The organism is Hymenobacter cavernae (genome assembly GCF_014641455.1).
Classification (GTDB): domain Bacteria; phylum Bacteroidota; class Bacteroidia; order Cytophagales; family Hymenobacteraceae; genus Hymenobacter; species Hymenobacter cavernae.
The window spans coordinates 577,932-591,792 of the sequence record NZ_BMHT01000001.1 but is presented as its reverse complement, the minus strand read 5'-3'; the positions used below and the strand labels follow the sequence as shown (position 1 = coordinate 591,792).

Annotated in this window: 12 protein-coding genes; 5 read left to right on the top strand and 7 right to left on the bottom strand. The window is 57.2% G+C overall.

Features of this window, described 5'->3' with window-relative positions; genetic code table 11:
- Positions 1 to 50 precede the first annotated feature (50 nt).
- From IEX74_RS02460 to IEX74_RS02445, 4 genes are all read right to left on the bottom strand, one after another.
- Positions 51 to 656: an XrtX-associated membrane protein gene (locus IEX74_RS02460; RefSeq protein WP_188810597.1), complete on the bottom strand. Its 606-nt coding sequence runs from the start codon at positions 654 to 656 to the stop codon at positions 51 to 53.
- The gene (gene xrtX / locus IEX74_RS02455) at positions 649 to 1,209 is read right to left on the bottom strand and encodes an exosortase X (protein ID WP_188810595.1); all 561 of its coding nucleotides are present in this window, start codon (positions 1,207 to 1,209) and stop codon (positions 649 to 651) included. Before xrtX ends, IEX74_RS02460 begins: the two co-directional genes overlap by 8 nt.
- An 83-nt stretch (positions 1,210 to 1,292) precedes the next feature.
- Complete coding sequence (locus tag IEX74_RS02450) at positions 1,293 to 1,514, bottom strand: PID-CTERM protein-sorting domain-containing protein (protein ID WP_188810593.1); 222 nt, start codon at positions 1,512 to 1,514, stop codon at positions 1,293 to 1,295.
- Positions 1,515 to 1,604: 90 nt separating this feature from the next.
- The gene (locus IEX74_RS02445; RefSeq protein WP_188810591.1) at positions 1,605 to 5,219 is read right to left on the bottom strand and encodes an FG-GAP-like repeat-containing protein; all 3,615 of its coding nucleotides are present in this window, start codon (positions 5,217 to 5,219) and stop codon (positions 1,605 to 1,607) included.
- Between the two features lie 742 nt (positions 5,220 to 5,961).
- Here IEX74_RS02445 and IEX74_RS02440 point away from each other — a divergent pair.
- The 5 genes from IEX74_RS02440 (at position 5,962) to IEX74_RS02420 (ending at position 9,856) form a co-directional block, all read left to right on the top strand.
- On the top strand, positions 5,962 to 6,528 hold the full coding sequence (locus IEX74_RS02440) for an RNA polymerase sigma factor (protein ID WP_188810589.1): 567 nt from the start codon (positions 5,962 to 5,964) through the stop codon (positions 6,526 to 6,528).
- A 99-nt stretch (positions 6,529 to 6,627) separates the two neighbouring features.
- Positions 6,628 to 7,356, top strand: coding sequence for a hypothetical protein (locus IEX74_RS02435; RefSeq protein ID WP_188810588.1), 729 nt, complete (start codon positions 6,628 to 6,630; stop codon positions 7,354 to 7,356).
- Positions 7,353 to 8,627, top strand: coding sequence for a hypothetical protein (locus IEX74_RS02430; RefSeq protein ID WP_188810586.1), 1,275 nt, complete (start codon positions 7,353 to 7,355; stop codon positions 8,625 to 8,627). Before IEX74_RS02435 ends, IEX74_RS02430 begins: the two co-directional genes overlap by 4 nt.
- A gap of 116 nt (positions 8,628 to 8,743) precedes the next feature.
- Positions 8,744 to 9,307 carry a PPC domain-containing DNA-binding protein gene (locus tag IEX74_RS02425; RefSeq protein WP_308421106.1) on the top strand — a complete coding sequence of 188 codons (564 nt, stop codon included), beginning with the start codon at positions 8,744 to 8,746 and terminating at the stop codon, positions 9,305 to 9,307.
- A 30-nt stretch (positions 9,308 to 9,337) separates the two neighbouring features.
- Positions 9,338 to 9,856 (top strand): DUF4442 domain-containing protein, encoded by a 519-nt coding sequence (locus IEX74_RS02420; RefSeq protein WP_188810584.1) that lies wholly within the window; start codon positions 9,338 to 9,340, stop codon positions 9,854 to 9,856.
- Between the two features lie 78 nt (positions 9,857 to 9,934).
- Here IEX74_RS02420 and IEX74_RS02415 read toward each other — a convergent pair whose 3' ends face one another.
- The 3 genes from IEX74_RS02415 to IEX74_RS02405 form a co-directional block, all read right to left on the bottom strand.
- Complete coding sequence (locus IEX74_RS02415; RefSeq protein WP_188810581.1) at positions 9,935 to 10,825, bottom strand: ferritin-like domain-containing protein; 891 nt, start codon at positions 10,823 to 10,825, stop codon at positions 9,935 to 9,937.
- Between the two features lie 45 nt (positions 10,826 to 10,870).
- The gene (locus IEX74_RS02410) at positions 10,871 to 11,626 is read right to left on the bottom strand and encodes a ferritin-like domain-containing protein (RefSeq protein ID WP_188810580.1); all 756 of its coding nucleotides are present in this window, start codon (positions 11,624 to 11,626) and stop codon (positions 10,871 to 10,873) included.
- Between the two features lie 547 nt (positions 11,627 to 12,173).
- Positions 12,174 to 13,745 (bottom strand): DNA integrity scanning protein DisA nucleotide-binding domain protein, encoded by a 1,572-nt coding sequence (locus IEX74_RS02405; protein WP_188810578.1) that lies wholly within the window; start codon positions 13,743 to 13,745, stop codon positions 12,174 to 12,176.
- Positions 13,746 to 13,861: the final 116 nt, after the last annotated feature.

Sequence of the window (13,861 nt, the reverse complement as noted above, 5' to 3'; positions counted from 1 at the left end):
CCGGCGGGAGATTCCGCCGGGCGCTGCTCTTTTGATTAAATAACTTGTGGCTAGTATAGTGCGGCCTTGTCGGCTGCTATAGCAACGTTCTTAGCGCTATGATAATTACGGCTCTGAGTTGATGCGCCGAGTTCGTCAGCATTTTTGGAAGTCATAGAAAGCTCCTCTGTCTTCCGCATAGGTGCGTACCAACTAATTGTTGGAGTAAGAACCATTATCGGTAGCGGCGACACGACAGCATCAATAAGACGTCGGCCTAGTTGATAAGCCCACGTAATATCACCACCTAGCTTGCCAATACTCAGCAGTAGAATGCAGGTAAGGAAAACCGCCAGGTAGGCTCGTATGACTAGCTTAAGCCGATAACCGGAGTTCAGTAGCAGCGCCATAATCAGGCAGCAGACGCTGGTGTAGAGTAGGCCGTACGTGAGCATCGCGGGTAGGCTGCGCGTGGTTACCTGGGTGCTTACACCTTGCTGCAAAGCTCCGACCCGGTGAGCTAGGCCGACACTGGAAAAAACGTGTTGCCAGAAGCTCGTGAGGCTGGGGAAGAACTGCTCACTGTTGGCGCCAGCGATGAACAGCAGCAGACCTAGCCCTGTCGCCAACCCGTAGCGTAGCACCGCAGGAATCCGGAAAGTACTAAGGCTAAGCATGTTGCAATGCTGTTGAGAAGGTGGCACCTGCATTGCCCGCCAGTCGGCGCACCCAGATCATCCAGAGCCCAAAAATGCAGCCGTAGGCCACGAACGTGAAAGTATAATGGTGGTTGAACTCGACCGTATGGTACCAGTACGCATGGTTCAGGGCCAGAACGGCCACGCGAAACACATTCAGGCTATAAACGGCCAGCACACCCAGCGGCATAAACCAGAGCTTGTGCCGTATCGGCCCCGGAAAAGCTAGCACAAAGCCCATGAACAAGGCATACAGGACCAGGCCGTTGCAAGGATCACCGACGAATACGGCAGGATGACCCGCTAAGCTCACGGTGGAGGGCGCTAACGCGCTGACGTGGGCCGCAAACCCTAGGCCACGTAGCAACGCTGCCGCAGTGGTAGCAATGTGCACGGATAACGTTCGGTCGAGGGCATTGTCCGGCCCCAGGCCCTGCTCATATCCTACTACCCAACCTAGATAGAGGGCCGCGGCCGTGAGCACAAAGCGCAACATAGGACGGGCGCCAAAGAAGGTACGTAGTGCTAGCATATTCTTATTCTTAAAACCTAGGTATAGAGAAAGAAAGCCGGGCTGGCGCGGCTGCACCAGCCCGGCCGGATTTCGTTTTCAGGTTACGCGCGTCGACGGCGCAGTTTGCGCAGACCGTAAGCGGCACCACTGGCCAGCAGCAGCGAAGCGCCGCCATCAATGGGCACCGCGGTGGGCTCAGTGGGGTCAGCGGGGGCTCCGGGCGTGGGGCCACCTGAACCCGGGCCCTGGGCGAGGGCCGCCTGCGTGGTAAGTGCGAGAACCAGCGTGGCCGTAGCGAGCGAGTAGCTGAGTAGTTGTTTCATGATATGGTACTTCTGACTTGTTGTAGTGTAAGAATAAGGGCGGGACAGCACCGGCTCCTGCGGATCGGAGCTGCCCCGCCGCTGAGACAATTATTTAATAACCAAACGTTTGTTTACTATACGCTGACCTAGGTGCAGGCGCATCGTGTACACACCGGGGGCCAGGCCCGCCACATCGAAGGAAAGCTGCGCGCCACTGGTGGGCAGCGCCGCACTCTGCCGGCGCACCGCCTGACCTAGGTTGTTGTAGAGTTCCGCGGAGAACTCCTGCGTGCCCGCCTCCGCGGGCACCAGCAGCGTCACGCTCTGGTGAGCCGGATTGGGGTAGAGGCTCACGCCGGGAGCGGTCAGGCCCGCTTTCGAGGCTAATACGGCGGTGGTCGCAAAGCGCAGCACAAAACGCGTATTGGTCTGGGTCGCGGCGGCTACGCTGAAGGTGTAGCGGGGCTGCTGGGCTAGGTTTACCTGCTCGCCGGTCACCTTATCGAGCAGGTACACGCTGGCCGTGCTCAGGTTCAGCAGCTCGTTGGCTTCCAGCGTGTAGGTACCTGCCTGGGGCAGGTCGATGCCGAGCGGTACTTCGGTGCTGGTGCTCAGCTCAGGCAAACCATTGATGGAAAGCTCTTGCGCCGCGGCCAGCGAGTACAGCGAGGGTGCCCCGCCCGAGTTGTGTTGAATCTTCAGCGCGTCGTAGCGGGCATCCGTGCCGGCAGTAGCATCCTTCTGGAAGTAGACGTAGGTCTCATCGGTGAACGTGTTGCCGCTACGGCTCAGCGTGAGGTGCGCCAGCGGGCGGCTCGTCGTGGTACGTTGCAGCGCTGGCTGTAGCTCGAAGCTCGTCACGCGGCTTTTGTTGTTCAACGTCAACGTGGCCGTGCTGCTACCGGGGCTGGTGCGCACAAAGAAGCCTTGGCCCAGCGCCACCAGCGGATTGCCGATGCCATTCACGTAGCTGCGGTACTGCCCGCCATACTGCGAGGTGCTCTGATACACGTACATGGCGGCATCGACACCCGGCTGCGCCGTTACCTGGCTCCAGTCCAGCGGGGAGGGATACGGATTGCCGATCAGGTTCCAGCCGCCTTCACTGTCGGTGCCCCGCGTCAGGGGCAGGTCTACGCGGCCGTCGTTGAGCGTGCCGACGAAGTCCAGGGTCTGGTTGGCGGCCAGGTTCACGGTGTAAGCTTTGCCTACTTGCAGGGCAGAGGAGAAGTCAGCCGGCGAAAACCAGCCCTTGTCGAAAGCACCTAGGCCCGTGGCCGGGCTGGTGGCCAGGCGCTGCTCGTCGTAGCCGAAGATGGTCGGATAGGGCGTAGTCATGCCCGGCGTAGCCGAGTTGTTGTAGACCGCATTCACGGTCGGCGTAAAGCCTGGGGTGGCCAGGTCAGCCACGGTGGTGTTGCTCACCGGAGCCGTGAGGTGGCGGTAGCCAGCGGTTGGGTTCAAGCTGCCATCAACATAGCGCTGCACGGTAACGGCACCGTTTACGACGCCGCCATTGTTCACGACCAGGGCCGTGCCGGCAGCGTTGGAAAGCAAGGTCAAATTCCGACCGTTCGTATTCAGGTCATAGTCCAGGTTCAGCGTCTGGGCAATGGCTAGGTCGTTGCTCAGTTGCAAATACGTTTCATTATCGCCGTAGATATCAATTACGGAGAGGCTGCGTACCTGCGCCGGCAAGCCCGAACCGGTCACGGCGCCGGGCTGATAGCTGCCATACACGTAGTTGGCATCCGAGCTGAACGAGCGGTCCGTCGTCTGGATGCCACCGCTGTTGCCGCTGGCCGCAATGCCTTCGATGCCGCCAATAGTCAGGGTGCCGCCGGCCGCGAGCACGAAGCTGTTACCGGTCACGGTGTTGCCCTTGATATTCAGGTTGCCACCATTCTGGACCGTGAGCGTACCGGTCACGGTCAGGTTGCCCTGGAGGATAGCCGTACCGCTGCCGGTTACCGTTACGTTACGGTAAGAACCACTAACGTATTGCGAGTTAGCGACAACCAGGTCGGCTACCACATTGAAGGATTGCGTCGAAGTAACCGTGCCACCGGGCGTAACGACAGAAATGGTACCGGTGGTAGCGCCCGCAGGCACAATGGCCGTAAGCTGGGTGGCTGAATTAACCGTATAGCTGGCAGCAGCCGTGCCGTTAAACTTAACGCTGGTAGCACCCGTGAAATTGGTGCCAGTCAGTACTACACTCGTTCCAGCCGTGCCACTCGTGGGCGTGAAGCTCGTGATAGTGGGAGGTGAAACTACTTTGTTTAGTAGTACACTTACATTGTTGCTGCTGTAATTCGCAACGAGAACATCTATTGCACCATCATTATTGACATCAGCCAAGGTTACACCTTGTGGGCTGCTGCCAGCTGATAAGCTAGGTTTAAGTGAGAAGTTGCCGCTGCCGTCATTAAGAGCAACGCTCACCGTATTGTTGCTGTTGGCAGTAAGGAAGTCTAGGTCACCATCAGCGTCGATATCTGCTGTCTGTATGGCGCTAGGCTGACCGTTTATGCCTACGCTGGTAGTACCTGAAAATGACCCTGTGCCATTATTCAAACGCACAAGTACAGTCCTAGAAAGAAAGTCGCCGATTAATAGGTCCATATCGCCGTCACCGTCTACGTCGGCGGATGTCATAGCATAGGGGCGAACGTTCGTTGCGATGGTACTGCCACCTGAGAAGTTCCCCTGACCATCGTTGATTCGTACAACGGCAGTAAGGCCATTGACAGCACCAGCGAAGAGGTCTATATCACCATCGGCGTCTACGTCAGCGGCTACTACACTGCCGGCACCATCGCCAATGGCTACAGAACCAGAGCCCGAAAAATTACCTGATCCATCATTTAGCCGTACAAGGATTGCACCGGCGTTGTAGGAAGTTGACAGCAAGTCCAGGTCGCCGTCACCATCTATATCAGCAACGGCAAGTTCATAGGGTGCACCTATAGTTAGGTTGGTAGTACCGGAGAAGTTGCCTCGTCCGTCATTGAATCTGACACTGACCGTACCAGCTGTGGTATTGCCAACGAGCAGGTCAACATCGCCGTCGCCGTCGATATCTGCTGCTACTGGCTTGTTAGCGCCACCGCCTGTTGTTAGGGTAGTAGTACCGGAAAAATTACCTGAACCATCGTTTAAGCGTACGCTTACGTTGCCTGCGCTATAGTTAGCAACGAGCATATCGGCATCACCATCGCCGTCGATGTCAGCTGCGGCTACGCCATAAGCGCCACTGCCGGTTGGCACGCTGGTAGCAGCTGAGAAGGTACCAGAGCCTGCGCTTACTGCTCCGGTAAATTGATGCACACTTGCTTTGGCCAGGCCCAGGTTGCTCGCCGACCTAGCTGCCGTTGTTACGCTCACTGAAGCCGTTTCGCCGGGCTTCAAGTCCTGGCTTGGGTCGAACGTGATGGTGTTGGTGCCCGCACCCGAGAAGGTGCCGGCCCGCTTACCCGTCTGAGAGCCAAATACTTTGATAGCTGCATCGGTGGCGGCGGTGCCACTCATGTTTTGTGAAAAGCCTACAGATACATTGCTGTTGCGTGCCGCACTCACCGCATTGCGTGCCGGCGAGAGACTGGTTATAGTAGGGGCCTGCGCCTGCACCGATTTAGCCGGGAGCAACAGCACGAATGCGCAGGAAGTAAGAAGCGTAGAGGCAGTGAGGGCCCTATGCGGAGTTAGGTAAGACTTTTTCATAAGCAAAAGTGTATTGATGATATTGACAGGTAAACAGCGCCCAAGAGCAGGCATGCTGTTAGTACCAACTATGGTAAAAGGATCTTCTCGGGGCGTCCTATTGTGGTTTCATAGAGGTGCTATGGAACCGTGAGCTAGCTTTTCAATGCTAGAGTTCAGCAGCCTGTTGCTGATGAAACCTGTAATAGAATAATGTTCTAATGAGTGTCATTTAGAGAGCTAAACTGTTCTTCATAATTATCTTATTCTGTTAAAATTAGAGGAATGGATACGACGCAAAATTATTAGAATCGTGTGGTAATGGAAATAATTAAGATATTTATATACTATACTTCTTGCTCTTATCTGCCGACATATTATTAGGGTTATATTGCAGTAAATCAGTTGATTATATTCAAATAATAGCAAATTAAATATTATTAAATAATTCAAATTTATTGTTGGAATATGAAAACGTATTCTGCTTAACTGATTAGGGATGAGTAATTGTTATTTTGTGTTTTTATTATATCTAATTGTTGTTGTCTGATTTCACTAGGTAGCTCCTGGATGCCGTATAATCTGATTAAGCTGAGCTGTAATTGCGTTATAGCAGCCCACTCCTCCAAAGTTGCTGCTGCCGTGCAACCCTAGCCTTCCTGCCTTGTCTTTCTCCCGCTTACCTACCAGATTAGCAGCTTAGCCCGGAAAGTATGATATTTACCCTATCTGCTCTCGATTAACTGCAACCGAAGAAGGACCTATGGAGGCTTTTGCGTACACTGATATCAATGCTCCGCTGGTGGAGCGCTGCCGCCTGGGCGACCGACGTGCTCAGGCCGAAATCTATAAACGCTACGCCAAAGCCATGTTCAACGCCTCGCTGCGCATCACCGGCGACTACGCCGAGGCGGAAGACGTGTTGCAGGAGTCGTTTCTGAGCGCGTTTCGGGAGCTGCATGGGTACAAGGGCGACTCGTCGTTTGGCAGCTGGCTCAAGCGGATTGTCATCAACAAAAGCATCAACTGCCTGCGTAACCGGCGCTTGCAGCTCGTGCCCTTGGCCGAGCAGCACGACGGTGCCGGCACAGACGGAACCGATGACCTAGGTCTGGAGGGCGAGCAGGTAACGTGGCGCGCCGACGTGGTGCGGCGCTGTGTGCAGGAACTGCCCGATGGCTACCGCGTCGTTCTGTCACTGTATTTGCTAGAGGGCTACGACCACGCCGAAATAGCTAGCATTCTGAATATCACGGAATCAACTTCGAAATCACAATATAGTCGGGCCCGCAAGAAACTCCTGGAGCTGGCCCGCCTGCGCGGTTTGTAAAAGCAGACACACCAAAAAACGGCAGCCGCTTGTCGCCCACCCGGCAACCATGACGAAAAGCGGCCAGCCAAGGGGAGAAACGTGCGTATAACCACCTGTATGAACGAGAACAAAAACGGATTAGAGGCTTTTGTCGAGCACCATCGAGCTGATTTCGATGCGTTCGAGCCGCGCCCTGACCTTTGGGATGCTATTGAAAGTGAGCTTGCTACCTCGTCGGAGGCGGACGAAGAACCGCCCCTGCGCGTTATCAAGCTAGCTCCTGACACACCTGCGCAACCTGCGCAACCGCGTGGCTACTATCGCCTAGCGGCGGTGCTGGCGCTGGCGCTGCTGGCGAGTGGCAGTTATTTTTGGAAACAAGCAAATAAGACGTTTGCCTGGACGAGCAGCAAAGCAGCTCCTTTCGCGGTGCAGCCGGCCGCTGACTTGCGGTCTACGCCGCCGGCTTACCTAGGTCAATTGCCTGAGGCAACGCCCGCGGCCAATGCGCCGACTCAGCGTCTTTCGCAGGCGGTGAGTCGCATGGAAGCCTACTATGCCGCCCAGATTACGGAGCGCGAAACCGAACTAGCCCAACTGGACAGCGAGCTACGCAACGCGCCCGCCGACTGGCAGCACGAGCTGACCGGCCTCGACTCGACCTACCGGCAGCTGCGGGTGGAGCTGTACCGCAATCCGGAGCCCGATGTGGTGCTGGATGCCATGAACCGCAACCTTCAGATCCGGCTTGATATTCTTAACCAGCAGCTGCGCACGCGCGAGCAGATTCAGGCGTACCACGCCGCCTCGCCCATGCTGGCCGCCGATAACCACCGTATGCCATGATGATAGCGCACCTCCTAGGTACCCGCGGGTGGCACCGGTTTCTGTCGGCGGCGGTGCTGCTGACGGCTGCCATTGCTCATACTAGCTACGCGGAAAGTGCTTCTGTGAGCAGCCCGCTGCACCCGTTAATCAGCTCAAAAGCTGCGGTGTGGGCGCAGGGCGGGCCGGTGAGTGTGCAGCAAGGAACCCAGCAAGGTTCTGCCACAGAGGTGCAAGGCACACAGGGCGAACAAGGAGAGCAAGGCGAATCGGCTGCGGCCCTCACCAGCGAAAAAAGCCGGAAGGTGAGCCGCACGTTTAAGGTAAGCGCCAGTCAGCCCTATGTGCTCGAGACCCGCTACGGCCGCGTGCAGATTAACACCTGGAGCCGCAACGAAATCCGCACCGACGCCGAAGTCATCACCCACGCGGATACCGACCAAAAGGCGCAGCAGCTGCAAGACATGATTGAGGTGCAGATGACGCCGAACGACGCCGAAACGGGTGCGGTAGCCGTGCGCTCGAAGTTCGGCGCAATGCCGCACGAGTGCTGGAGCCGGCGCCGTCTGTACGAAGTGAACTACACCGTGTGGTTGCCCAAAAACACGCCGCTGCGCGTGTACAACACCTTTGGCGACATCAGCATAAGCGGCGACCTGACCGGCTCGACCCAACTGGCCGTAGAGTATGGTTCGCTCCGCACCGGCCGGCTCGATGGGGCGCAGAATCTGTTACGCGTCGGGAATGGCCAAGCGGCCGTGGCGTTTGTCCGCAAGGCTAGCATTGATGCGTCGTACTCCAAACTGCGCCTCACCGAAGGCGTGCTGGTCGACCTGCGCAACAACTACTCCGACATCGACATGGGAACGGTGCAGGACCTGACGGTGCATAGCAAGTACGGCGACGTAGCCCTAGGCACCGTACGCAACCTGCGCGGCAGCTCCGGTTTTTCTACCTTCAGCATTGATAAAATCAATGAGAAGCTCGACATGAAGGTGCAGTATTGCCCTTCGTTCGAGGTGCGCAACACGGGCAAGAACTTCCGCCAGATCAACGTGGATAGCGGCTACAGCACGATTCTGCTCAACTTCCCCGACGGCGCCGGCTTCAACTTCGATGTGAACACCGACCACGGCAAGCTGCTGGTTGATAAAAAGTTGATTCAGGTGCAGTCGGAGGAAAGCAGCGCTTCGTCGAGCGACATGCAGGGCCGGTTTGGCGGCGTAGTGGCCAAAAATGCGGGTAACGTGAACATCAAAGTGCGCTACGGCAACGTGCGCTTCAACCGCTAAGCGAGTAGAACCTAGGAATGCGGCGTGTCGGTTGGGTGGTTGGATGAGCCATTTGGCCGGCACGTTTTGCTAGGTTCTACTCGCTTATCTTTGGGCCGCTCTACATCATCAGCTTTGTGCGTCGTTTCGTTCTATCGTTATTCCTGGGGCTAGGTAGCCTGAGCGCGCCAGCCGCTTTTGCCCAGCAAAAAATGTCTGCCTTGCCTGCTGCTCCGGCTGCTCTTTCTTCCCCGATGCGCACCTACGCGCTGCGGCTGCGCCCCGGCGACGATTTGCGGCAACAGCTCACGGCCTTTGCCCAACAGTACAGCATCAAGGCCGGCGCCATCGTGACGTGCGTGGGCAGCCTGACAACAACGACGCTGCGGCTCGCCAATCAGGAAGGCCCGACGGTATACCAGGGGCACTTCGAGATTGTGTCGCTGGTGGGCACGTTGTCGGTGAATGGCAGCCACTTGCACCTGGCCGTATCCGATTCGACGGGGCGGACCCTAGGTGGGCATTTGCTGGATGGCAACCGGATCTATACGACGGCGGAGCTGGTAATCGGGGTGCTGGAAGAGCTGGATTTTCGGCGCGAAACCGATCCGGTATCTACGTACCAGGAGCTGAGCATCTACCCAGCTTCGCCAAAACCTAGGTCGGCAACGCCAGCCAAAGCTTCGCCGAAAAAGCCCTAACTTCATCAGGCTACACCTTACTTAGCCCGTATGAGTTCTGACAAAACGCCGCCCCCGGAAGACACGCCGCAGATGGCTGCTTTCCGGCGCACAATTCTGCACCCGCTGAAGCTGCGGCTATTTATGCTGCGCCGTCTGCCGATGGCGTACCTGGCCGGGTTGCGGGTGCAGCGCCTCACCACCGACGAAGCTGCGGTAACGATTTCTTTTAAATACCTCACCCAGAACCCATTCCGGAGCATCTACTTCGCTTGCCTGGCTATGGCGGCTGAGCTGGCCAGCGGCGTGCAAGCCATGATGCACGTGAGCAGCGGCGCGCCCGTGTCGATGCTGGTGACGGGGTTGGAAGCGCAGTTCACCAAGAAAGCCGTGGGCCTGATTACCTTCACCTGCCCCGATGGCGCCAGCATCAGCAAGGCCGTGGCCGAAAGTCGCACGACGGGCGAAGGGCGCACGGTAGTAGCAACCAGTACCGGCGTCGATGAGGCTGGCGACGTAGTAGCCGTGTTTCGGATTGTGTGGTCGTTTCGGACGAAGAAAACCAGCTAGCTAGCTTATCTACCTAGGTTACAAAAAAGGGGCAGCCTCGACGGCTGCCCCTTTTTGATGCTGAAGGAATAGTAGGTGCTACTTGATGAAGTTGGAAGCAATAGCCAGCACCGAAGCCATATCGAGCGGCTCGTCGAAAGCCTCCGAGGCTTGGGCAGCCGTGGCGAACGGACCAACCAGCTCAACACCAGCTTGCACGGTGTTAGCTTCGCTTGGGTAAGCGGTAGCCGGGTTACCAGAACCGTAGATGGGTAAGGTGATGGCTGGAGAAGGTCCGCCAGCGTCGTTGCCGCTGATCCAGCTCTTCGGTGCAGTTTGTGGAGAACCTGGCAGCGCCTGTGGGCCACCCCGGCGCATGGTGCGGAAGTGGGCTACGTGGCGAGCTTCGACGGAGTGAATGTTCAGGGCAGCTTCCAGAATGGTGTTGTTGCTGATGAGCAGGGGGGCGCCGCCTTTGTAGGCCCGCACGCCGGTATCCTCAAGCCCTTGAGCAACAGCCAGGAACGTAGCGCGGTTGGTGAATACATCCGGGAACAGAGGCGCACGCGTGCCGCCTTTCGAGCCGGTGTAGTCGAAGTTGTTGGCGGTGAGCGGCGCAATAGCGTCAGCGCCTAGCACGTTCCGCAGAAACTTAATGTGGTTGAACTCGTCGTTGGTGATGGTAATCAGGTCAGCGCGGTCTTGGCCGGTGAGCAGGCCGGGGCGGTTCACGCCCTCGTTATAGAACGTGCTATCCAGGTACTCTAGGCGCAGCGCGAAGTTGAGCACATCTTTGATCTGCTGGCTCAAGCCCGAGGTTTGACCGTAGGCTTTGTTGAACATGGCGCCCATGGCAAACGGCACAGCCGCGACAGCTAGCTTTTTGCCGAAGCCCGCGAAGTGCTTGAACATGGTACGCCGCTGATCAAGCCGATCGTAGACTTCCGGGTCGATCTTCTCGATTTCAGAAATGATGTTGAGAATATTCATGGGGTATGAGTTTTGACAATAGAGGAAAGGGAACTCGACTCGATGCTATTCAGTGGGTAGGTTGCTGACGTTCAGCTTCGAGCCCTTTTTGAGGTAGTTATTGGCAATGGCTACTACCTGGGCGGGTGTCTTCGACATTTCAAGGCCCGTGGTCTGGTCGACTACGTCGGGGCCAACGAAGGTGCCATTGGCAATAAGGTCGCGGATGAGGGAGGCGTGGCGGGCTTCCACCGACACGATTTTGCCGGCCAAACCTAGGTATACAGGGTTAGAAATCAGCTTGCCGGCACCATTGTAAGCGGCAACGCCTAGGTCTTCGAAAGCCTTGGCGGTAGCCAGCACGCTGGTGCGCGAAGTAAAATCGACGGTAGTAAAGTCCGGATCAAGGTCGCGGATGGGCGTGCCACCGTTGGCTTTGATGGCCGTCTTCAGGAAGTCGCGGTGAATCCGTTCGTGGGCTTCCAGGTCGGAGAAGATCTGGCGCTCAGCGGCCGAAGCACCGGTGTAGTAAGCGCTGGCCACTACTTTCGTGTAGAAGGCGGCTTCCAGCTGCTCTAGCGCGTAGGCGAAGTTCAGCACGCCAAAGTCGCCGCTGCCGACGTTCACCTCAATGAGGCTCGGCGGCACGTTCGGGTTGTTGAAAATTTCCTCCAGAATGTCGTCGCAGCCCGTGAGAGCCAGGGTTCCGGCGGCTACGCCGGCACCGGCAGTATAGCGCAGAAACGTGCGCCGGTGCAAAGGCGTGCTCGACTCTTTTTCGGAGTCTGCATTAACAGGTTTTTTGGACAGAAGTTTTGACATATTTTTTTGAACTAAAACGTGAAAGAATACTAGGTTACAACGATACGCAATAAGTTGATTTTCAGATTTCAACCTCAATAAAATACGTGTTTATACTTAGGTGTAATCGTTTTAGAATTGGATATAGCAGAGCAAGTAGGACTTATTAGTTATAGCTTTTGGTGCTTTGTCGATTTTGTACATTCTGGTAATAGTTCGGTAATCTTGCGAGGCTGCTTTCCAGCACTTCCCTGCCGTTGAATTGGTGGACTTCCGCCCTAGCTGTCGGCTTAGGACCTAGCTTCTTAGGTTGTCATTTCGACCAGCGGGAGAAATCTTGCGTGCGTTGGTAACTCCAATCGACAGGGTTTACCATTGCACGCAAGATTCCTCGCGAGGCTCGGAATGACGTTCTGGCGAAGCACACGCGATTTCTCCGGCTGGTCGGAATGACGACCTAGGTGGCAGCACAGAACCTGGCCTAGAGAAAAAGCCCTCGCCGGCGCATCATCGTTGCCGATTGATGTCGCCGGCGAGGGCTAGGTTTTATATGGTAAGAAAAAGGCCGTTACTCTATTTCCGGCTCCGGCTCTTCCTTGGTAATTACGTCCACCAGGCCATCTTCGCTGACCACAATGGCCATGCACGGGTAAGGCGAGCTTTCCACGTAGCGAATGGCGGAGTTGTAGCGGGCGCCGCGGGTGCTGTTGCCGCGGCCGCGCATCGAGGCTTTGCCATCCAGAATGACGCCGATGGAATAGCAATACGCCTCCGGGTCGATGAGTACGGCTCCATCGATGGCCGTGACCAGGCGCGTGATAAGCGGCGTGAGCGGCACCGGCTCGATGAGCGTGCATTGGAGCTTAAGACGGTCGGCTTCGGCCAGTGCTTCCGTCGTCACAACCACGAGCGTGCCGTGCTTTTGGCGGCTTGCCTCCGACACTACATCCCACAGACGCTCCACTTTGGCGTGGTCGGTGAGGCCGAAGGTGCGCTTCAGGTCTTTGCGGAAGCGGCTGCGGTTCAGGCGAGTGCGCGGCAGGGTAGGCAGGCCGTAACTGGCGCGCATCAGCACCTTGCTGTCGTGCTGAAGCTCCCAGGCGTAGTGATTGATGAAGTTGACCACGAACAAATCTTCGCGGCTGTCGTCGTAGGTACCCACCAGTCGACCTAGGGCGTACACGTTCTCGCCGTCGGCCAGCAGGCTAATATCTGGCGTCGTCATTTCCAGCAGCTTGCGCACGGCGCGGTAGTCGGTGAGCGGCGTGGGACAGGTCAGGGCAAACACTTCCTCCACGTTTGGGTGCCGACGCTGGGCGAGCAGCAGCTTGCCCACGCCCTCGGCGCCTTCGTAGCGCAACGACGAGATGGTGTTGCAGGTGTCAAACAGCTTGGCGGCATTAGGGTTAACGCTCAGTGCTTGCGCGGGCGTATCCATGAGCAGGCGCCCAGCGGCCCGTAGCAGCTCATCCTTCTCGCGGGCCCGTTCCATCATGCTCGACCCCGGCTCCAGCTCCGATAGTGCCTTGCCACACTCTTCACTAAAGCGTAGAATGGCCGACTGGAGCAGCGAAAAAGCCAGCGGCCGGCCGTTCAGGTAGTAGCGGTTGGGTTGCAGGGAAGGATACGTGCGCAGCGCCCGCCGATTGACCTGCAATACCGTAACGACGTAGAATGACCCAATCTCGACCGGCCAGCCAGCGAACGACTGCCGCTTGCTCATAGGCGTTTCCAGCGTATCCAAGGCTTCCTGCACGGCCATGCGCAGGCTGCGTCCGTGCCGCCGGCGCCGCAACAAGCTCTCGCTCATACCCTCCTGATCGGAATTAAGCCACAGCTCAACCTGTTGCAGTCGGGTGCTGCGGGCCGTAACGGCGCCGAAACTGGCAAAGTCGAGGCCGCAATCGGAAGGCTCCAGGCACACGGGCAGCACCGGCTGGTTTTCCTGCTCCACGGGAATTCCGATCAGAATAACGGACGGGTCTACCTCGTCGTCGAGGACGCTGAACAGATCGTTGGCCAGCAGTTGCGCCGCCTGACGAAACCTAGCTTGGTTGGGCCAGATCGGCAGGGTTTCCGCGGACGCGGGAAGCTGCGGAGCCACCGGCGGCGCGGCAATAAGCGGAAGCTGAGTAAGCATGAGGCAGGAAGGTAGCTAGGATATCATTTCTAAACGCGGCCAAACCGGCCGACGATGCCCACCCGCGGAAAAAGCGCCGTGGCTGGTGGCGAAGCAATGCTACAAAAACGAATCAG

What these genes read in the sequence shown, in the direction of transcription:
- IEX74_RS02460 (WP_188810597.1), bottom strand. Translation starts at nt 656, where the DNA reads ATGCTTAGCCTTAGTACTTTCCGGATTCCTGCGGTGCTACGCTACGGG.
- xrtX (WP_188810595.1), bottom strand. Translation starts at nt 1,209, where the DNA reads ATGCTAGCACTACGTACCTTCTTTGGCGCCCGTCCTATGTTGCGCTTT.
- IEX74_RS02450 (WP_188810593.1), bottom strand. Translation starts at nt 1,514, where the DNA reads ATGAAACAACTACTCAGCTACTCGCTCGCTACGGCCACGCTGGTTCTC.
- IEX74_RS02445 (WP_188810591.1), bottom strand. Translation starts at nt 5,219, where the DNA reads ATGAAAAAGTCTTACCTAACTCCGCATAGGGCCCTCACTGCCTCTACG.
- IEX74_RS02440 (WP_188810589.1), top strand. Translation starts at nt 5,962, where the DNA reads ATGGAGGCTTTTGCGTACACTGATATCAATGCTCCGCTGGTGGAGCGC.
- IEX74_RS02435 (WP_188810588.1), top strand. Translation starts at nt 6,628, where the DNA reads ATGAACGAGAACAAAAACGGATTAGAGGCTTTTGTCGAGCACCATCGA.
- IEX74_RS02430 (WP_188810586.1), top strand. Translation starts at nt 7,353, where the DNA reads ATGATGATAGCGCACCTCCTAGGTACCCGCGGGTGGCACCGGTTTCTG.
- IEX74_RS02420 (WP_188810584.1), top strand. Translation starts at nt 9,338, where the DNA reads ATGAGTTCTGACAAAACGCCGCCCCCGGAAGACACGCCGCAGATGGCT.
- IEX74_RS02415 (WP_188810581.1), bottom strand. Translation starts at nt 10,825, where the DNA reads ATGAATATTCTCAACATCATTTCTGAAATCGAGAAGATCGACCCGGAA.
- IEX74_RS02410 (WP_188810580.1), bottom strand. Translation starts at nt 11,626, where the DNA reads ATGTCAAAACTTCTGTCCAAAAAACCTGTTAATGCAGACTCCGAAAAA.
- IEX74_RS02405 (WP_188810578.1), bottom strand. Translation starts at nt 13,745, where the DNA reads ATGCTTACTCAGCTTCCGCTTATTGCCGCGCCGCCGGTGGCTCCGCAG.